Annotated in this window: 17 protein-coding genes; 5 read left to right on the top strand and 12 right to left on the bottom strand. The window is 73.3% G+C overall.

Annotation, left to right across the window (positions count from 1 at the left end; all coding sequences use genetic code 11):
- Positions 1 to 3: 3 nt before the first annotated feature.
- From OG472_RS39190 to OG472_RS39245, 12 genes are all read right to left on the bottom strand, one after another.
- Entirely contained in the window at positions 4 to 723 is a 720-nt protein-coding gene (locus tag OG472_RS39190) for a DUF2993 domain-containing protein (RefSeq protein ID WP_405942785.1), read from the bottom strand.
- On the bottom strand, positions 720 to 2,969 hold the full coding sequence (locus OG472_RS39195; protein WP_405942786.1) for an MMPL family transporter: 2,250 nt from the start codon (positions 2,967 to 2,969) through the stop codon (positions 720 to 722). Before OG472_RS39195 ends, OG472_RS39190 begins: the two co-directional genes overlap by 4 nt.
- Before the next feature lie 133 nt (positions 2,970 to 3,102).
- On the bottom strand, positions 3,103 to 4,503 hold the full coding sequence (locus OG472_RS39200; protein WP_405942787.1) for an ATP-binding protein: 1,401 nt from the start codon (positions 4,501 to 4,503) through the stop codon (positions 3,103 to 3,105).
- Positions 4,500 to 5,192, bottom strand: coding sequence for a response regulator transcription factor (locus OG472_RS39205; protein ID WP_361756759.1), 693 nt, complete (start codon positions 5,190 to 5,192; stop codon positions 4,500 to 4,502). The genes OG472_RS39200 and OG472_RS39205 overlap by 4 nt, the downstream gene beginning before the upstream one ends.
- Before the next feature lie 110 nt (positions 5,193 to 5,302).
- Complete coding sequence (locus tag OG472_RS39210; RefSeq protein WP_401610530.1) at positions 5,303 to 5,914, bottom strand: TetR/AcrR family transcriptional regulator; 612 nt, start codon at positions 5,912 to 5,914, stop codon at positions 5,303 to 5,305.
- Between the two features lie 185 nt (positions 5,915 to 6,099).
- A complete protein-coding gene (locus OG472_RS39215) occupies positions 6,100 to 6,960 on the bottom strand; it encodes a 3-hydroxybutyryl-CoA dehydrogenase (protein WP_405942788.1) in 861 nt (286 codons plus the stop codon).
- A complete protein-coding gene (locus tag OG472_RS39220; protein ID WP_405942789.1) occupies positions 6,957 to 8,129 on the bottom strand; it encodes an acyl-CoA dehydrogenase family protein in 1,173 nt (390 codons plus the stop codon). The genes OG472_RS39215 and OG472_RS39220 overlap by 4 nt, the downstream gene beginning before the upstream one ends.
- A 56-nt stretch (positions 8,130 to 8,185) precedes the next feature.
- Entirely contained in the window at positions 8,186 to 9,358 is a 1,173-nt protein-coding gene (locus OG472_RS39225) for an acyl-CoA dehydrogenase family protein (protein ID WP_405833902.1), read from the bottom strand.
- Positions 9,359 to 9,428: 70 nt separating this feature from the next.
- Positions 9,429 to 11,531 (bottom strand): acetate--CoA ligase family protein, encoded by a 2,103-nt coding sequence (locus tag OG472_RS39230; protein ID WP_405942790.1) that lies wholly within the window; start codon positions 11,529 to 11,531, stop codon positions 9,429 to 9,431.
- A gap of 1 nt (position 11,532) precedes the next feature.
- Positions 11,533 to 11,724 carry a ferredoxin gene (locus OG472_RS39235; RefSeq protein ID WP_401610538.1) on the bottom strand — a complete coding sequence of 64 codons (192 nt, stop codon included), beginning with the start codon at positions 11,722 to 11,724 and terminating at the stop codon, positions 11,533 to 11,535.
- Entirely contained in the window at positions 11,721 to 13,073 is a 1,353-nt protein-coding gene (locus OG472_RS39240) for an NADH-ubiquinone oxidoreductase-F iron-sulfur binding region domain-containing protein (protein WP_405942791.1), read from the bottom strand. The genes OG472_RS39235 and OG472_RS39240 overlap by 4 nt, the downstream gene beginning before the upstream one ends.
- Positions 13,070 to 13,510, bottom strand: a complete 441-nt coding sequence (locus tag OG472_RS39245) for a hypothetical protein (protein ID WP_405942792.1) — start codon at positions 13,508 to 13,510, stop codon at positions 13,070 to 13,072. Before OG472_RS39245 ends, OG472_RS39240 begins: the two co-directional genes overlap by 4 nt.
- A 461-nt stretch (positions 13,511 to 13,971) precedes the next feature.
- Here OG472_RS39245 and OG472_RS39250 point away from each other — a divergent pair, with 461 nt between their 5' ends.
- The 5 genes from OG472_RS39250 to OG472_RS39270 all read left to right on the top strand — a co-directional run bounded on the left by OG472_RS39250 (position 13,972) and on the right by OG472_RS39270 (position 19,463).
- Complete coding sequence (locus tag OG472_RS39250; protein WP_405942793.1) at positions 13,972 to 15,138, top strand: aromatic ring-hydroxylating dioxygenase subunit alpha; 1,167 nt, start codon at positions 13,972 to 13,974, stop codon at positions 15,136 to 15,138.
- A gap of 225 nt (positions 15,139 to 15,363) precedes the next feature.
- Complete coding sequence (locus OG472_RS39255; RefSeq protein WP_405942794.1) at positions 15,364 to 16,494, top strand: spermidine/putrescine ABC transporter substrate-binding protein; 1,131 nt, start codon at positions 15,364 to 15,366, stop codon at positions 16,492 to 16,494.
- A 1-nt stretch (position 16,495) separates the two neighbouring features.
- Positions 16,496 to 17,404, top strand: a complete 909-nt coding sequence (locus OG472_RS39260) for an ABC transporter permease (protein ID WP_401610546.1) — start codon at positions 16,496 to 16,498, stop codon at positions 17,402 to 17,404.
- On the top strand, positions 17,401 to 18,366 hold the full coding sequence (locus tag OG472_RS39265) for an ABC transporter permease (protein ID WP_401610547.1): 966 nt from the start codon (positions 17,401 to 17,403) through the stop codon (positions 18,364 to 18,366). The genes OG472_RS39260 and OG472_RS39265 overlap by 4 nt, the downstream gene beginning before the upstream one ends.
- A gap of 5 nt (positions 18,367 to 18,371) precedes the next feature.
- Positions 18,372 to 19,463, top strand: a complete 1,092-nt coding sequence (locus OG472_RS39270; protein WP_401610549.1) for an ABC transporter ATP-binding protein — start codon at positions 18,372 to 18,374, stop codon at positions 19,461 to 19,463.
- Positions 19,464 to 19,520: the final 57 nt, after the last annotated feature.

Genomic DNA, 19,520 nt, shown 5'->3' on the forward strand with positions numbered 1-19,520 from the left:
GTGTCAGGCACCCGCCAGGGGGGCGGGGCCGCCCTTCAGGACGACGTCGAGGCCGTCCGGCCGGACGCGTACGGACGTGGCTTTGAGGCCGAGCGGGTACTCCTTAGGCGCACCCGGCTCCGCTCCGAAACCGCCTTCGCCCATGCCGAGCCGGCTGGTCGGCACCGATCGGCCGAACACGGTGAGCCCGTCGACGGCGAGGGTGACCTTGCCGTCCGCGAGTACGGGACGCAGCGTCAGCTGTCCGGCGCCGCCGGGGCCCACGGCAGCGAGTACGGTTCCCCGCGCCGGATCGGTGGTGACCGCGGACACCGGCACGGCCGGCACCGCGGTCCGGATCGCGGTGGCCAGGGACTGCGTGGAGGCGGTCACCTGGACGTGCGCAGCGCCGACGGCGGCCCCGTCGCCGAGCCGGACGTCGTCGAGCCGCGCGCGGACTCGTACCTGCGGGAGGCGCCCGACCCGGGCGTCGTCGCTGCTGACGTCGAGCCGGGGAATGCTCCCGTGCGCCAGGTCCCACAGGGCCCAGTCACCGGACACACCGACCGTCACGTCCTCCCCGAGGCCGGGTGCCGCCTTCGTGACGTGGTTCCGGATCACGGAGCGGGCGGCGAACTCGGCCGCGCCCGTGGCGACGACGGCCAGCAGGACCACGGCGGTCGTGACGGTGAGGACGAGGTGGCGGCGCAGGACTGCGCGGGTCTTCGGCAGGCGCTGCTTCATCGTCGTTCTCCTTGAGCGGCCGGGGCCGGGGGCGTGGGCGTGGGGGCGGATACGGCCGACGGGGCGGGTGCGGCAGGGGGCCCTTCCGGGTCGAGATGCGGAAGGAGCCGGTCCAGCCAGCCGGGGAGCCACCAGTTGGCCCGCCCGAAGAGGTACATGGACGCGGGCACCAGGAGCAGGCGGACCACCGTGGCATCGATGATCACGCTGACGCCCAGTCCGAGGGCGAGCATCTTGACGGCGACGTTCGTGGAGAGCAGGAACGCCAGGAAGACACTGGTCATGATCAGGGCCGCGCAGGTGATGACGCGGGCCGTGGCGGCCAGGCCGGTGGCGACGGCCAGGTGGTTGTCCTCCCGGTGCAGCCACGCCTCGCGGATCCGGGAGAGCAGGAAGACCTCGTAGTCCATGGAGAGCCCGAACACGATCGCGAACATCATCATCGGCACGTAGGACTCGACGGGCACCGTCTCGGTGACGCCGAACAGCTCGCCGCCCCAGCCCCACTGGAAGACCGCGACGACCACCCCGTACGCGGCGGCGATCGAGAACAGGTTGAGCACGGCGGCCTTGAGCGCGATCAGGGGACTGCGGAAGACGGTGAGCAGCAGCAGGAAGGCCGCGGCGACGACCACACCGATGATCAGCGGCAGTTTGGCGGCGAGGGTGTCGGTGAAGGTCTGGGCGGCGGCGGCCGTGCCGGTGACGTAGCCCGTGGCGCCGGTGCCCGACAGAGCCTGCGGCACCGTTTCGTCCTGCAGGGTGTGGATCAGGTCGGCGGTGGCGCCGTCCTGCGGGCCGGTGGAGGGGGTGACCGTGGTGATGAGCAGGACGTTGTCCGGGCTGGGCACCGGGGGCGTCACGGAGGCGACGCCCGGTACGGCGGCCAGTTCGCGCTGCAGCGAGGCGGCGAGGTCCTGGCGCCGGTGCTCGTCGGCGACCTGCCGGCTGTCGAGGTGGGCCACGACCGTGAGCGGGCCGTTGGCGCCCGGGCCGAAGCCCTCGGTGATCAGGTCGTAGGCCCGGCGGTCGGTCCTGCTGGTGGACTGTGCTCCGGCGTCGACGTGCCCGAGCTGCATGGAGGCGACGGGGACGGCCAGGATGCCGAGCACGAGCAGGCCTCCGACCAGGAACAGCCAGGGGCGCCTGCTGACCCGGACGGCCCAGCGGTGCCAGACGTCGCCCTCACCGGTGGGTTCGGCGACCGGCGTGCGCACGTGGAGCCGGTCGATGCGGTTGCCGAGCAGCCCCAGCAGGGCGGGAGTCAGCGTGACGGTCGCGGCGGCGGCCACGACGACACTGATGCCGGCCGCGACGCCGAGGGTGCCGATGAAGCCCACACCGGAGACGCAGAGCCCGCCCAGTGCCATGGCGACCGTGGCGGCGGCCACCAGCACGGCCCGCCCGCTGGTGGCGACCGTACGCCCGACCGCCTCGGCGGGCTCCGTGCCCGCCTGCAGCAGGGCGCGGAAGCGGGTGGTCAGGAACAGCGCGTAGTCGATCCCGACACCCAGGCCCATCATCGCGGCCAGGGTCGGGGACGCCTGGGCGAAGTCGAAGGTCCCGGCGAGCAGTCCGAGACCGGCCAGGCTGACGGCCAGGCCGAGCACGGCCGTCAGCAGCGGCAGACCGGTGGCGGCGACGCTGCCGAAGCCGATCAGCAGCACGAGCACGGCGACGGCCAGGCCGATGGCCTCCGAGGTGTGGTCGGCGGACTTGGGCGTGGCCAGCTGCCCGAGCGGAGCCCCGTACTCGACGGTGACGTGGTCGGAGCGCAGCGGCTCGACGGCGCTGTCGACCCCGGCGAGGTAGGAGGCGTCGAAGGTCGCCGGGTTGCCGTCGAAGCGGACGGTGATCCGGGCTGTGTCGCCGTTCGCGGAGACCGCCCCGGGCGTGGTGAGCGGGTCGGCCACCGAGAGGACGTCCGGCAGCCGGCGCAGGGCGTCCACGGACGATTCGATCGCGGCCCGGTGCCCGGTGACCGAACCCTGGTCGGAGGTGATCACGATGGGTGCGGCCGTGCCGCCGGAGCCGCTGGTGTGGGCGCCGAGCAGGTCGGATCCGGTCTGTGTGGGGGTACCCGGCAGGGAGAAGCTGTCCGCGAAGGTGCCGCCCCACGCGTGGTTGGCCAGCCCGAGGCCGGCCAGCAGCACCATCCACAGCGCGACGACCCGCCAGGCGTGGCGGGCACACCAGCATCCGATCCGGTGGAGGAGCCCCGGCCCCTCGGCCGATGAAGTGTTCATGGGGACTGATGGTGCACGGGGCGTGTAAGGGGGCCGTGGGCGCATTGTTCGGGGAATGTACGGGCGCCCCTGTACCGGCTGCCCCCGCCCGCGCACCCGGCCCGCGCACCGCCGGGACGAGGGCCGTGTCCGCTCACGCGCTCCCGGGGCCCGGCGGAAGGGTCACGGTGAAGCAGGCGCCGCCCTCCGGTCCGTGCCCGTCGACGCGGATGGCGCCCCCGAGGCGGCCGGTCAGCCGGTGGGCGATGGTCAGCCCCAGCCCGGAGCCGACCGGGCGGGTGCCCCGGTAGCGCTCGTGGAGGGCGCCGTGGTCGAAGGCGATGCGCACGTCGTCGTCGGTGAGGCCCGGTCCGCCGTCGCGGACCTGCAGTTCGGCCCCGCCGTCGGGGGCCGCCCGGACCGCGAGGACCAGGGGCGCGCCCTCGGGTGTGACCCGCAGGGCGTTCTGGACCAGGCCGTCGATCAGCTGACGGACCCGGAACGCGTCCGTCTCGACGACGACGGGCCGCCCGGGCCGCTCCAGCCGGAGCCCGACACCGAGGCGGGCGCAGGGGCCGGTCCAGAAGGCGGCGGCCTCGGCGACGACCGCGCCCAGGTCGGCGGGGGCCATGTCGAGACGGAAGTCGTCCGCCTCCAGCCGGGCCAGGTCCAGCAGGTCCCCCAGGAACCGGTCCAGGCGCCGGGTCTCGTCGGCCAGGACGCCGCCGACCTCGGACACCCGCTCCGGCTCGATCAGGCCGTCGGCGAGCGCCTCGGCGTAACCCTGCAGCGCGGTCAGCGGGGTGCGCAGGTCGTGCGAGACGGAGAGCAGGAACTCCTGCTGCCGGTTCTCGCTGTGTGCCAGGGCCTCGTCCAGGACGTTGAGGGCCCGCCCGATGTCCGCGGTCTCCCGGGGGCCGTCGACGGGGGCCGGTACACCGCGCTCGCCGTCGGCCAGCCGGTGCGCGATCTGCGCGGCCCGTACGAGGGGACGGGCGATGCGCCGGGCCAGCAGCGCCCCTGCCAGGGCTGCGCCGAGCATGCCGACGATCAGCGGCACGACCACGTTGCGGCGGATCTGGTTCGTGTTCTCACTGACGACCGCGTACGGCTCGGTCAGCACGACCGCGCCGCCCCGCACACCGGGCCGCCCCACCAGCAGCACCTCCTCACCGCCGAGAAGGCCCGTGGTGGACACCGGCTTCCCTGCCAGCAGCGCTGCTTTCGACGCCCGGTCGACGGCCGGGGTGGCGGTTCCGCTCACCGTGCCGTCCGGGGCGATGACCGCGAGCTGCACGCCGTTCGGCCCCGCCAGGACCTGGGCGCCGGTGAAGAGCGCCTCGGACAGCGCCGGCAGGCGGCTGAGCACCGTCGCCTGACGCGTCAGCTGGTCGCGTTCGCGCTGCTCCGCGCCGTGCGCGGCGGTCTGCCAGGCGATCAGCCCGGTGAGTGCCACGGCGAGCGCCGCCACCACGGTGCTCAGCACCACGATGTTGCGCGCGAGGGAGCCGCGGGTACCGGTACCCGTACGGGCGCCGGGGCGGGGGCGGTTCACGCGCGGGGAGCGATCGCGCTGTACCCGACGCCCCGGACCGTACGGATCGGGCTCGCGTCGCCGAGCTTGGCGCGCAGCTGCGAGACGAAGACGTCGACCATCCGGGTGTCGCGGTAGCCGGGGTAGCCCCACACCTGGGCGAGCAGCTGCTCCCGGGTGAAGACCTGCCCCACGTGCCGGAGCAGGTGTGCGAGCAGGTTGAACTCGGTGGCGGTGAGCTCGACCGGCTCACCGTCGCGGCGCACGGTCCGGCTGACCGGGTCCACGCTGAGCCCGCCGAGGCTCTCCGCCGGCTGTGCGGGCGGACCCGCCGCCCGGCGCAGAACCGTCTTGACCCGTGCGACCAGCTCGCGCGGCGAGAACGGCTTGGTCAGGTAGTCGTCGGCGCCCAGCTCCAGACCGAGGATCCGGTCGGCCTCCTCACCGCGCGCGGTGACCAGCAGCACCGGCGTCCAGTCGCCCGCGTCCCGCAGGGCACGGCAGAAGGCGATGCCGTCCATGCCCGGCAGGCCGATGTCCAGCACGATGGCCACCGGGTGCATCCGCCGCGCGGCCGCGAGCCCGGCGCTCCCGTCGGCCTCCACGTGGACACCGAAGCCCTCGCGCGACAGGTAGAGCCTCTGCACATCGGAGATGTGGCGCTCGTCCTCGACGATCAGCACGAGGCCCTTGGACTCCGAACCCGTCATCACTGCCTCTCACGTGCGGAAACACCGTCGATGCTAACCCCATCGACCCGGCGTTCCGGCGGGCGCGCCGCCACCCGTACATTCCCCGAACAATCCGCCGGCCGGCGCCGTCAGACCTCCGGGAACACCGGGGCGATCCCGAGCGCGGGCGCGATGGCCCGCCAGATCGTCGACTGGGCCGTCGCGAGGTCGACCCGGGGGTCGTCCAGCATCAGGCGGATGCCGAGGCCGTCGCACAGGGCCAGCACCAGCGTGCCGAGTGCGGCGACGTCGCAGTCGGTGAACTCGCCGGAGGAGATGCCCCGTTCCACGGTCCCGGTGACCCACGCGTGCAGCTGGTCGTACAGGTCGACGGCCAGGGTGCGGGCCGTGCCGTCGCGCAGCGCGCGCACCCACAGCTCCTGCCAGAGCTTCCAGTCCTGCCGGAGCTCCTCGTCCGTCGGCAGCATGCTGCGCACGATGCGGGCCAGGACGACCGCGGCCGGGTCCGTACCGGTGTCGCTGCCGGTGTCCGTGCCGGTCCGGGCGAAGGAGTGCGTCATCGCCTCGGCGAAGAGCTTCTCGCGGGTGTCGAAGTGGTAGTGCAGCAGGGCCTTCGAGACGCCGGCGTGCTCGGCGACCTTGCGCATGCTGACGTACTCGAAACCGATGTCGGCGATCACCTCGCACGCGGCCGTGAGGATGCGTTCCCGTGTCTCGAGTGCGCGCTCGGCCTTGGTCACGTTGGCTGCTCCCCGTGTCGGCGCCCATTGGGTCAGTGGGTGGGTGGTTGGTTGAGCGGGTGGAGATGGCGCGGGTGGTGGGTGAAGGTCCGGCGGCCGGGCCGCCGGACCACCATCCTCCCGCATCGGGCCCCCGGCCCCCGGCCGTTGGACCACAGCGGCCGGGAACGGAGTCGGGGACGGGGTCAGGAATAGGTGTGGAAGCCCCGGCCCGTCTTGCGGCCGAGCAGGCCCGCGTCCACCATCCGGGCCAGCAGCGGCGGCGGGGCGTAGAGCGGCTCCCGGTACTCCGCGTACATCGACCGGGAGATGGCCTGGACGGTGTCCAGCCCGATGAGGTCGGCCAGGGCCAGCGGTCCCAGCGGGTGGGCGCAGCCGAGGGTCATCCCCTGGTCGATGTCCTCGGCCGAGGCGATCCCGGACTCGGCCATCCGCACCGCGGCGAGCAGGTACGGCACGAGGAGCGCGTTCACGACGAAGCCGGCCCGGTCCTGGGCGCGGACGACTCGTTTGCCCAGCACCCCGGAGGCGAACTCCCGTGCGCGCTGCACGGTTTCCTCGCCGGTGAGCAGGGAGGGCACCAGCTCCACCAGGGGGAGCACCGGAACGGGGTTGAAGAAGTGGAGGCCGACGACCTGCGCGGGCCGCGAGGTGGCGGCGGCCAGCCGGATGACCGGGATGGAGGAGGTGTTCGTCGCCAGCACGGCGTCCCGGCGCTCCACCACCCGGTCCAGCCGGGCGAACACCTCCAGCTTGGCCCGTTCGTCCTCGGCCACCGCCTCGACGACCAGGTCCCGGTCCGCCAGCAGGGACATGTCCGTGGTCAGCGTGATCCGGCCGGTCGCCGCGTCCCGGTCGGCGGCGGTCAGCTTCCCGGCCGCCTCGGCCCGGGCCAGGGAGCGCCCGATCCGCTCCAGGCCGGCGTCCGCCGCGGCCCGGTCCGTCTCCACCACCACGACGTCCCGCCCGGCGCGGGCGCAGACCTCGGCGATGCCGGATCCCATCAGCCCGCAGCCCACGACCCCGACGCGCTCCGCGTCGGTCACCGGGTCACCGGCAGCTGCAGAACGCCCGTGCCGCGCTTGACCAGTTCACCCGCGACGATCAGGCGCTGGATCTCGGAGGTGCCCTCCCAGATGCGGTCGACGCGCAGTTCGCGGTAGAGCCGCTCGACCGGGTAAGAGCAGTCGTAGCCGCGGCCGCCGAAGATCTGCAGGCACCGGTCGATGACCCGGCCGGACGCCTCGCTCGCCGACAGCTTGGCGATGGCCGCCTTGGCGTGCAGCGTCTTGCGGTCGATCCCGCCCTCGTCGACCTCCCAGGCGACCTGGTGGGTGTAGGCGCGGTTGACGGCGATGTCGACGGCGCAGTCGGCGAGCATGCCCTGGATCAGCTGGAAGTCGGCGATGGGCGAGCCGAACTGGCGGCGCTCCACGGCCCAGTCGCGGGCCAGCTCCAGGGCGCGCTCGGCCGCCCCGATCGTCCGGGCGGCGATCATCAGCCGCTCCTCGGTGAACCAGGAACGGGTGATGTCGTAGCCGTTGCCCACCTCCCCGAGCACGGCGTCCGCCGGGACGTGGACATCGGTGAAGGTGAACTCGGGGTGCTCGTAGACGAAGGTGTGCATCCAGCGGGGCACCCGGGTCATCTCGATGCCGGGGGTGTCCTTGTCGACGAGGAACAGGGTCGGCGCCCCCTCCTCGCCGGCGGCGGCGAGCACGATCATGAAGTCGGCGTGGTCGCCGACGGTGACGAACCACTTCTCGCCGTTCAGCACCCAGCCGTCCGCGGTCCGCGTCGCCGTGGTCTTCAGGCTCTGCGGGTCGGAGCCGGCCTCGGGCTCGCTCACCGCGTAGCAGTCGCGGCGCCGTCCCCGGATCACGGGGACGAGGTACCGCTCGCGCTGCTCGGGCGTGCAGAAGGACAGTGCGTTGGCGGGACGCCACACCATGTCCCACAGGGCGCCGGTGAGCCGCCCGAGCTCCGCCTGGACCGTGACCTGCTCCAGGATCGTGAGGCCGGCGCCGCCCCACTGCGCCGGCATGTTGACGGCCTGCAGGCCGCTGTCGAGGACGGCGTCGCGGATCTCGGTGTGGGCCTGCGGGGGCAGTCCGTTGTTCTCCTCGCAGTCGAGCTCGTACTTCATGATGAACTCGGTGAGGGCGCGCGCCGAGTCCCTGAGCTCTTCCTGACGGGCGGTGAGACGGAAGTCCATGTCTGTGTTCCTTGTGATCGCGGGTGCGGTACGGGGGCAGGTGACGGCAGGAGGGGTCAGGAGGCGGGCAGGGCGAGGGCCCGGGTGCCGCGCTTGATCAGCTCGTTGGCGATGATCAGGCGCTGGATCTCGGAGGTGCCCTCCCAGATGCGGTCGACGCGCAGTTCCCGGTACATGCGCTCGACCGGGTATGAGCGGTCGTAGCCGCGGCCGCCGAAGATCTGCACGCACCGGTCGACGACCCGGCCGGCGGCCTCGCTCGCCGCGAGCTTCGCCGTCGACGCCTTGGCGTGCAGGGTCTTGCGGTCGGTGTGCGGCTGGTCGGCTTCCCAGGCGACCTGGTGGGTGTAGGCGCGGTTGACGGCGATGTCGACGGCGCAGTCGGCGAGCATGCCCTGGATCAGCTGGAAGTCGGCGATGGGGGAGCCGAACTGGCGGCGCTGCACTGCCCAGTCGCGGGCCAGCTCCAGCGCCCGCTCGGCGGCGCCGACGGTGCGGGCGGCGATCATCAGCCGCTCGTCCGTGAACCACTCCTTGGTCAGCTCGTACCCGTTGCCGACACCGCCGAGCACGTCCTCGTCGGCGACGAACACGTCGGTGAAGGTGAACTCGGGGTGCCCGTTCACCGCGGAGTGCATGAAGCGCGGGACCCGCGTCATCTCGACACCGGGTGCGTGCTTGTCGACGAAGAACAGGGTCGCGGCCCGCTCCGGGCCCGCATCCGCCTGGACCAGCAGGAAGTCGGCGATGTCGCCGCAGGTGACGAACCACTTCTCGCCGTTCAGCAGCCAGCCGCCATCGGTCCGGGTCGCGGTGCTCGTGCCCGAGCCGGGGTCGGAGCCCGCACCGGGCTCGGTGACCGCGAACGCGTCGAACCGCTCGCCCCGGATGACGGGGAGGAGGTACTTCTCCCGCTGCGCCTCGGTGCCGTACGCGAGGACGTTCGCGGGCCGCCAGGGGATGTCCCAGAGGCAGTTGGTGACCTTGCCGAACTCCTCCTCGACGATGACCTGGTCCAGCAGGGACAGGCCGGCGCCGCCCCAGGCGGCGGGCATGTTGATCGCGTAGACGCCGGCGTCCATGGCGGCGCGGGTCAGTTCGCGGACCGTGTCGGCCGGCAGCGGGCCGCCGGCCTCCTCGGACCGGTCCTCGTACCGCATCAGGAGCCGGGCGTAGGCGGCGGCGCGGGCCTTCAGGTCGGCCTGCTCGGGGGTGTAGCGGAAGTCCATGGTGCGGTGTCCTCCGATGGAAGGGATGAGGTGGGGGAGGGGGAAGCGGGAAAGCGGGGATCGGCCGGGGTCAGCCGAGGACGGCCCGGGCGTCCAGGGCCAGGGCGCCGTCCGGGCGTACCAGCAGGGGGTTGACCTCCAGCTCGGCGATCTCCGGATGGGCCGCGGCCACCGTGGTGATGCGTTCGATCACGGCGGCCGCGGCGGCCACGTCCACGGCCGGCTTGCCGCGGACGCCGTCCAGCAGCGCAGCGGTCCGCAGCCCGCGCAGCAGGGCCTCGGCCCGCCCTGCCGGTACGGGCGCCAGCGCGAAGGCCACGTCGCGCAGGGTCTCGGTGAGGACGCCCCCGAGACCGACCATGGCCACCGGCCCGAACCGCGGATCGTGGTTCACGCCCACGATCAGCTCGACGCCGTCGGAGAGGTCGGCCATCGCCTCGACCGAGTAGGCGGGCGCGCCGAGCCGGGCGTGCATCTCCCGGTACGCGGCGAGCAGGGCCTCGCGGTCGGCCAGCCGCAGCGCGACGCCCCCCGCGTCCGACTTGTGCAGGAGGTGCAGGGCCTTGAGCACGTACGGGCCCTCGAACTCCGCGGCCGCGGCCAGCAGTCCGGCCTCGTCGGTGATCTCGCGCGCGGCCGGGAACGGCACCCCGGCGGCGCCGAGCAGCGTACGCACCCCGTGGTATCCGGCGTCCCGCAGGGGCGCGGCCGGAGCCGGCAGGGCGGGGAACTCCGGGAGCTCCCGTGCGTCGCCGCCCGCCCGGCCGGTCATCGCCGACAGCGCGCGGGCCGCGTCCTCGGTGGCGGCGAACACCGGCACCCCGGCTCCGGCCAGCACCCGGCAGCTCGGCGACTGCGGATACATCGACTGCACGACCAGCGGCTTCGGTGCTGCCGCGAGGTGCGTGACGATCTTCTCCGCGGCCAGCGTCTCGCCCTCCGCGAGGACGGAGCCGCCGGCCGGTCCGCCGCCGAGGCCGCCGTCCGAGGCGGCGTAGCCGCCGAAGTAGCCCGTCATCAGGACGGCGTCGACCTCGTCGGCGGAGAGGAGCTCCGCGACCGTGTCCGCGTACGAGAGGGGCTGCTGCTCGCCCATGCCGGCCAGGTCGACCGGGTTGCCGACCGCGGACTGCTGCCACAGCACGGTCCGCAGCCGTGTCTGCGTGGCCGCGCCCAGTTCCGGCACGTCGAGTCCCGCGTCCTCCGCGGCGTCGGCGGCGATGGCGCCGTGGCCGCCGCCGTCGGTGAAGACCGCGGTCCGGACGCCGCTCGCGCGTCCCTTCGTACGGGGGTGGCCCGGCCGGGCGCCCAGGGCGGCCAGGACGACCGTCATCTCCCTCGGCGTGCGCACCAGTTCCACGCCCGCGTCACGGCAGGCGGCAGCCACCACGTCGGCCGAGGTGGTGAGCGCCCCGGTGTGCGACTGGGCGCTGCGCGCGGAGGCGGTGCCCCGTCCGGCGGTGAGCAGGACCACGGGCTTGCCGGCCGCGGCGGCGGCCCGGGCGAAGGCCCTGCCGTCGCCGAAGTCCTCGGCGTACACGGCGATCGCCGTGGTGGCCTCGTGGCGGGCGCAGTCCTCGACGAGGTCGACGAGGGTCACGTCGGCCTGGTTGCCGAGCGAGACGAACCGGGAGAATCCCAGACCGTGCGGGGCGCCGCGGAGCTGGAGTTCGAGGGCGAGGTTGCCGCTCTGGCTCAGCAGGGCGACACCGCCGGGTGCGAAGCGGTCCGAGGCGAGGTAGAGCTCGGTCGTGTTGTCGGCGATGCCCAGGCAGTTGGGTCCGACGAGGACGGCTCCGGCTTCCCGGACGCGGGCGACGACCGCGCGCTGGCGGGCCAGTCCCGCCGGGCCGGCCTCGGCGAAGCCCGCCGTGATGCCGACGATCGCCTTCGTCCCGCAGGCCAGGGCGTCGTCGACGGCGGCCTCGAAGCCGTTGCCGGGGACGGAGATCACCACCAGCTCGACGGGTTCGCCGATCGCGGAGAGGGACGGGGCGGCCGGTCTGCCGAGGACGGTGCCCCCGCGCCGGTTCACCAGGTGCACGGGCCGCCTCCGTCCGTCGGCGCGCAGCGCCTGGGAGGCCACGGCGTGCCCATACTTGGCCGGGTCGTCGCTGGCTCCGACCACGGCGACGGAGCGGGGGTCGAAGAGGGCGGTCAGATCGCGTCCCATGTCACTTCTCCACTCGGAGGGCGGAGTTGGGGCAGCTCTCGGCGCAGGCGCGCGCCGCTTCCTCGGTACCGGACGGGACCGCGACGGCGATGACCTTCGCGTAGCCCCATTCGTCGAGTTCGACCAGCTCGGGTGCGTGTTCCTGGCACAGCCCGTAGCCCTGGCAGCGGGTGGAGTCCAGCAGGAGTTTCACGGTGTTCCTTTCAGGGCGGGCAACGGGGTGGGGAGGGCGGCGCCCTTCGGCACGGCCGTGGCGGATGGTGCCGCGGTGGACGGTGCCGCGGTGGACGGGGCCACCGTGGGCACGGACACCGTGAGGCGTCGGCGGCCGTCCGCGGGCGCCGTGGCCGCGCACACCGGGCACGGCGCGGCGAGATGGGAGCGGACGAGCCGGGGGAAGGCGCGGAGCAGGCTGCCCGCAATGCCCGCGGCGGCGTCGAGCAGGCCGCAGGCGCCGCGCCCCGGCAGCCCCTGCGACCAGCGCTGCAGGCTGTCGGCGGTGTCTGGCCTGGCCGTCCCGGCGGCGAGGGCGTACAGAGCGTCGCCGACGGCCCTGGTCCCGGAGACGCAGACCCCGCACTGGCGGGCGCTCTCCGCCGCGAGGTGGCCGGCCGCGTCGGCGGCGGCGGTCACCGGGCAGGTGCCGGGGGACAGGAAACGGATCGCCCCGCAGCCCAGTGCGGTACCGGCGGCGGCGAGCGCGCCGGGTTCGAGCGGGAGGCGGTCCACGGCGGCGGAGTCGACGAGCCCGCCGAACAGTCCGCCCATCAGCGCACCGGTGGCTTCGGGGGCGCCGAGCAGGGACGCCAGGGTGCGCAGCGGCGTGCCGAACGGGACCTCGGTGAGGACCGGGGCGGCGGGCCCGCCGGACAGGGTGACCAGGGTGGAGTCGGCGATCCGGTCCCGGAGGTCGGGGCGGGCGGCGGTGAGGGCGATCCGGGCGAGGGTCTCGACGTTGGAGACCAGGGTCGGTGCGCCGCCGACCCCCCGCTCGAAGGGGCGGGGCGGCTTGGCGGTGGGCAGCGCCGGTCCGCCGTCGATCCGGCGGACGACCGCGCTCTCCTCGCCGGCGACGTAGGTGTGGGCGGTCTCGACGACCTCGACGGGCAGGCCCGGCGCCCGTTCGGCCAGGGCCCGGCGGACGCGTGCGCCCGCTTCCGGGTCCGAGAGGTAGACGTAGCCGCGAACGGCGCCGGTGACGGCGGCGGCGCGGGCGAGGCCGTCGAGGACCAGGTGGGGCCGGGCCCGCAGCAGCCAGCGGTCCTTGACCGAACCCGGTTCGCCCTCCTCGCCGTTCGCCACCACCACCGGGCGGCCGCCGCGGTCCCGTACGGAGCGCAGTTTGACGGCGACCGGGAAGCCGGCCCCGCCCCGGCCGCGCAGACCGGATGCGGCGAGGTGGTGCAGCAGCTCGTCCGGGCCGGTGGCGTGGCCGGCGTAGCCACCGGCGGCGCGGTAGGCCTCGGCGCTTTCGGCCGCGTGGGGTGACGCTCCGAGTACGGAGTGCGGTGGCGGCTGCGCCGGCCGGCGGATCGTGGTCATCGGCTTTCTCCTGTCCGGGCAGTGGTCCGCAGGGTCCGCACGGCGCTTTCCAGCGCGGCACGGTCCCTGGCGGTGCGGCCGTATCCCGGTCCCGGGAGGCCGATGAGCATGCGGTGGTGGTCGAGGACCACCTCGGCGGCGAGCAGGGCGGCCGAGCGGTCGCCCGGCTCCGGCCCCTGTCCCGGCCCCTGCCCCGCGCCAGCGGCCACGGCGGTCACCAGCTCGGTGACCTCGGCCAGGTAGCGCAGCCAGCTGTGCCGACTGCCCCGCAGGACCAGGCGCTCCACGCGGCGCCGCTCGGCGGCCGCCAGTTCGGCGGGTGCCGTGGGTGCCTCGGGCGGGTGGTGCGAGGAGGCGCGCAGGGCAGCGACCGCCGCGGGCAGTTCCCGCTCGGGTTCGGGGGTGAGCCCGAGCCAGTCCAGACGCCGACCGCTCATGCGTGCCTCCGGGAGGGGTGGGTGGAGGGGGAGGGGGAGTTCCGTGACCGTCCGGGGTGGGCCGGGTCCGGGACGGTGACGGGAGCCGAGGGCGGGGGAGCGGGGATGCCCGGGGCTCGCCGCGGTGACACCGGGGAGTCGGTGGCGTGCGGCGGGGAGCGAGGGAGAGGGAGGGGGTGCGGCCCGGGCGGGTGCCCGGGGGGCGGGGCTGCATCCGGCCCGACAAAAGGCCCAGAAGTGGAGGAACACCGGTGCAGCGACGAGAATTACGCTAGCTGACCGATCGGTCAGCGTACAAGTCTTGACCCGGCGGAAATCAGCCAGCAATCTGACTGCCCAATCGGTCAGCAAGGTTGCGGCGCCCGCCGCGTCCGGCTGCCCGCCACCGGGTCGTCACGCCGTCGATCTCTGAACCGGACGCCGAACCGATCGCCGCACAGCCGGCACGGAGGAGTCACCCGATGCACTCCAGAGCCCCCGAAAAAACCCCCGCCGACCAGCAGCCGGTCCAGGACGCCCCCGGGCCCGCACTGGCAGCCCGCTACTACACCGACCCCGTCACGGCCGCCGCCGAGACACGGCAGGTCTTCGCCAAGTCCTGGCAGCTCGTCTGCCACGAGTCCGACCTGCCCGGCCCGGGAGCCCGGCTCGCCGCCACGGTCGCCGACCGCGAGGTCCTCGTCGTCCGCACCGAGGACGGAGGCCTGGCCGCCCACCTCAACGTGTGCCGCCACCGCGGAACACGACTGGTCACCACCCCCGAACCGGCGGGCAAGGCCATCCGCTGCCCCTACCACGGCTGGACCTACCGCCTCGACGGCAGCCTGGTCGGCGCCCCGGAGGCCCGGCAGATCCCCTGCCTCGACAAGCCCGGGCTCGGCCTGTTCCCCGCCCGCGTCGAATCCTTCCTCGGCTTCGTCTTCGTCAACCTCGACCCCGACGCCGTCCCCCTGGCGGAGCAGTGCGCCGGGCTCGCCGAAGCGGTCGGCCACTACGCCGGAGCCGATCTGGTGCCCGTCGGCCGCAGCCGCATCCACGACATGGCCGGCGCCGAGGTGCAGCAGGCCAACTGGAAGGTGGCGGTCGACAACTACCTGGAGGGCTACCACGTCCCGGTGGCCCATCCCGGGCTGATGCGGCTGCTCGACTACCAGGGCTACACCTGCGAGATCGAGGACTCCTACGCACTGTTCGCCTCACCCCTGCGCGACAAGCCGTCCTCGAACTGGGCCGAACGCCTCTACCAGCGCATCGCCGCCCCCATGCCCGGCCTCGCCGAGGCCGACCGGCGGGTCTGGCGGTACGCGGTGATCTACCCCAACACCCTCATCGACTTCTACCCCGACCACGTGCTGGCCTGGACCGCGATCCCGACGGCGGTGGACCGGGTGGCCGTACCCGGCGCCTTCTACACCCGGCGCGGCACCGGGCTGCGCACCCGGCTCGCCCGGCGCCTGAACATCCACATCGGCTGGATCACCAACGACGAGGACGCCGAACTGGTCGCCCGCGTCCAGAAGGGGCTCTCCACCCCGGGCTTCGAGCCCGGGCCCCTGTCCCGCCGCGAGTCGGCCGTCGGCTGGTTCGCCGGCCGCATCCGGGCGGACCTCGACGCCGCCGGCCAGTGAGCCGCTCCGCCGAAGGCCCGCCGCGCGAGCCCCACCGGACGACCGCGCGAGCCCCACCGCACGACCGCGCTGGCCGTCCCACCGTAGAACCGCGCAGGCCGCACCACCGTACGACCGCCTCCACCCGCACTACCCGTTGCACAGCGTCACGCGTCCGCGCCGCCCCCCCGTCACCACACCGGCGCCCCCCATCCCCCCCCGAGGCCCCCTACGGAGAGGACCCCCATGTCCCCCGAGGCACTCCACCTGTCCAGACGCTCCTTCCTCCGCGCCGGCACCGCCACGGCCCTCGGCCTCGCCGCCGCCGGCTGCGGATTCGCCTCCGGCACCGACCCGGCCGGCGAAGCCGCCGGTCAGGAGCCGATCGACGTCAAGGTCGACGGCGACCTGGTCTATTTCAACTGGGCCGACTTCGTCGATCCGGCCGTCTTCGAAGGATTCGAGAAGGAGTACGGCGTCAAGGTCGTCCAGTCGAACTTCGACTCGATGGAAGGCATGGCCGCCAAGCTCAACGCGGGCAACCGCTACGACATCATCTTCCCCACCGCCAAGTGGTCACAGCGCCTGGCCGCCGGCGGCAGACTGCGTACGATCGACCACAGCCGGCTGAAGAACGCCGAGGCCGTGTTCGGCGGCTACGACTACTTCGCCGACCCCTGGTACGACCCCGGCTCCGCCCACACCGTCCCCTTCACCATGTTCAAGACCGGCATCGGCTGGCGCCGGGACCGGCTCGGCGACCTCACCGGGTCCTGGGACGACCTGTGGAACGCCCAGGCCAAGGGCAAGGTCTTCGTCCTCGACGACCGCGACGAGGTGCTCGGCATGGGAGCCCTCAAGCTCGGCCTCGACCTCACCACCGGCGATGCGGGCGACCTCGCACGCGTCACCGACACCCTGCGCTCGCTCCGCCCCCGCCTGCGCGGCTTCTCCAGCGACAGCTACAACAACCTGCTCAACGGCAACGCCGACATGACCCAGGCCTGGAGCGGGGACATGGCCGCCATGCTCGCCCAGGCGGAGGACCCCACCGTCTTCGGCTTCGAGGTCGCCCGCGAGGGCGCCCCCGTCAACTCCGACTGCTACGCCATCCCCGCCAACGCCCAGCACCCCGGCACCGCCATGCTCTTCATCGACTACATGCTCCGCCCGGAGAACGTGAAGAAGAACGTCGAGTACATCGGCTACCCCATGCCGGTCCGCGGCAGCGAGGACACGTACACCGCCCTCGTCGAACCCTTCCCCCAGTGCCAGGTCACCGCACAGGACCTCAAGGACGACCGCTACTTCCGCAACGGCACCGCGGAGGCCGAACAGCGCCGCGACGCCGCCTGGACCGACGTGAAGGCCGGCTGACATGGTGCGACGCGATCGATCCGGCCCCGCCGCCCGCCCGCGCGGAGGAACGGCCGCCGCGTCGGGGGCGCGGCTGTGGACCTGGCTCATGCTCCCCGGCACCCTCTGGATGACCGGTTTCCTCCTCGCCTCCCTCCTCCTGGTGGCCACCCTCGCCTTCGGTACCACCGACCCCCTCGGAAACCCGCGCTTCGGATTCAACACCGAGAACTTCGCCGCACTGGCGGACCCGGCCTACCGCACCGTCCTGCTGCGCTCCCTCGGCTACGCGCTGATCACCTGCCTCATCTGCCTGGCCGTCTCCTACCCGGTCGCGTACGCCATCGCCCTGCACGGCGGACGCTTCAAGAACCTGCTGATCGCCGCGATCGTCGTGCCGTTCTTCGCCAACTACCTGGTACGGATGTACGGCTGGTCCGTGGTCCTCTCCGACGACGGGCCGCTGCTCAGGGCCCTGCGGGCGATCGGGATCGCCGGCGACGACACCAGGATCCTGCAGACCGGCCCGGGCGTGATCGCCGGACTCGTCTACGGCTTCGTCGTCTTCATGGTCATCCCGCTGTACGCGGCCATGGAACGCATGGACACCTCGCTGATCGAGGCCGGCCGCGACCTCTACGGCGGCCCCTTGCGGACCTTCCTCTTCGTCACCGTCCCCGCCACCCGGCAGGGCGCGGCCGCCGGCTGCGTCCTCGTCTTCCTGCCCGCCATGGGCGACTTCGTCAGCGCCCAGCTCATGGGAGGCCCCGACCAGATCATGATCGGCAACCTGATCCAGGACAAGTTCTTCCAGGGCCAGAACTGGCCGCTCGGCTCCGCCCTGACCATGCTGCTGATGGCCGTCCTCCTGCTCGGGATGCTCGGCTACCTGCGGCGCACCCGCAAGGACGAGGCGGAGGCGGCCCGATGACCCTCCGACCCGGGCCCCGGGCTTCCCGTACGGCCCTCCCCGCGCCGCGCGGCACGACCGCGGACACCGCCCCCCGCCCCGACGGCACGGCCGGGCCGCACGGGCCCGCCGGACCGCGGCCCAGCCCCCCGCGACCCCGTCGCCCCCGCCGCGGCGCCGACCGCAAGCCCCGTTTCGCCATCGCCGTCACCGCGCTCTTCTTCGCCCTGCTCTACCTCCCCGTCGGCGTCGTCATCCTCTTCTCCTTCAACTCCCAGAAGTCCCTCACCGTGTTCGAGGGCGTCAGCCTCCGCTGGTACACGACGTTCCTCCACGACGACGTACTCCTCGACTCGCTCGGCATGAGCCTGCGCGTGTCCCTCGTCGCCATGGCCGGCTCGCTCGTCCTCGGCGTGGCCCTGGCCCTGGGCCTCGTCCGCAACCGGAGCCGCCTCGGCTCCTTCGCCGGCCTGGTCATGCTCGTCCCGCTGATCACCCCGGAGATCGTCACGGGCGTCGCGGCGATGCTGCTCTTCAAGGGCCTCGGCATCACGCTGTCCACCGGCACCGTGATGCTCGCCGAGATCACCTTCTCCATCTCCTACGTGACGGTCATCCTGCGCTCCCGCATCGCCGCCCTCAACCCCGAGGTCGAGGAGGCCGCGATGGACCTCGGCGCCACCCGCCGGCAGGCCCTGCGCCTGGTGACCCTGCCCGCCCTGCTCCCCAGCATCCTCGCCTCCGGGGTGCTGATCTTCGCCCTGGTCTTCGACGACTTCGTCCTCGCCTACTTCACCACCGGCGTCGACCCGCAGCCGCTGTCCGTCCGCATCTACTCGGCGATCAGGTTCGGCGTCCAGCCGACCATCAACGCCGTCGGCACCCTGATGCTCGTCGGATCCATCGGACTCATCGTCTTCGCGCTCGCCATCCCGCGCCTGTTCGGCCGCCGCGGCGGCCTCGATCTGCTCTCCGGGAAGTGACCCCCATGTACCCGACCCCCGTGCACGACCAGCCCGCCGTCCGGCTCGACCGCGTCGGCAAGCGGTACCCCAACTCCGAGGCCTACGCCGTCCACGACGTCACCCTCGACATCGCCCCGGGCGAGTTCTTCTCCCTTCTCGGCCCCTCCGGCTGCGGAAAGACCACCCTGCTGCGGATGACCGGCGGCTTCGCCGACCCCACCGAGGGCAGCGTCCTGCTCGACGGCCACGACGTCACCGGCCTTCCGCCCAACAAGCGCAACGTCAACACCGTCTTCCAGAGCTACGCCCTCTTCGACCACCTCTCGCTGGCCGACAACGTGGCCTTCGGCCTCAAGCGCAAGGGCGTCGCCCGCGCCGAGATACGCGAGCGCGTCTCCGACATGCTCGACCTCGTCCAGCTCGGGGGACTGGCCGGCCGCAAGCCGCCCACCCTCTCCGGCGGCCAGCGGCAGCGCGTCGCCCTCGCCCGCGCCCTCGTCAACCGGCCCCAGGTCCTCTTGCTGGACGAGCCGCTGGCCGCCCTCGACCTCAAACTCCGGCGCCGCATGCAGGTCGAGCTCAAGCAGATCCAGCGCGAGGTCGGCATCACCTTCGTCTTCGTCACCCACGACCAGGACGAGGCACTGACCATGTCGGACCGCCTCGCCGTCATGAACGAGGGCCGCATCGAGCAGTGCGGTACGCCCGAGGACGTGTACGAGCGCCCGACGAGCAGCTTCACGGCCTCCTTCATGGGCACCTCCAACCTCGTCCCCGGCACCTACCGCGCCGGCCGGGTCGTCCTCGACCAGGGCCCCGCCCTCCCCGTCGGCCCCCGGTCCGAGGTGTCCGACGGCAGCCGGGTCAGCCTCTCGATCCGCCCCGAGAAGATCTGGCTCTCCGACTTCGAACCGGGCATGGCGAAGGTGAGCGGAGTCGTCCGGGAGACCGTCTACTGCGGACCGACCACCACCTACCTCATCGAACTGGCCCCCGGCGTCACCGTGTCCGTGCTGGAGCAGAACACAGTCCGCTCCCGCATGGAGGACCGCTGGAGCGGCGGCGAACAGGTCGAGATCGGCTGGAAGCCCGAACACTGCCTGGTCCTCGACTGAACCCGGGCCCGCCGCCCCCGCTCCCGCACCACCGCCCGGTACCGACCGAAGGAAGCA

It is taken from the genome of Streptomyces sp. NBC_00207 (assembly GCF_045160965.1).
In the GTDB taxonomy this organism is placed as follows: Bacteria; Actinomycetota; Actinomycetes; order Streptomycetales; family Streptomycetaceae; genus Streptomyces.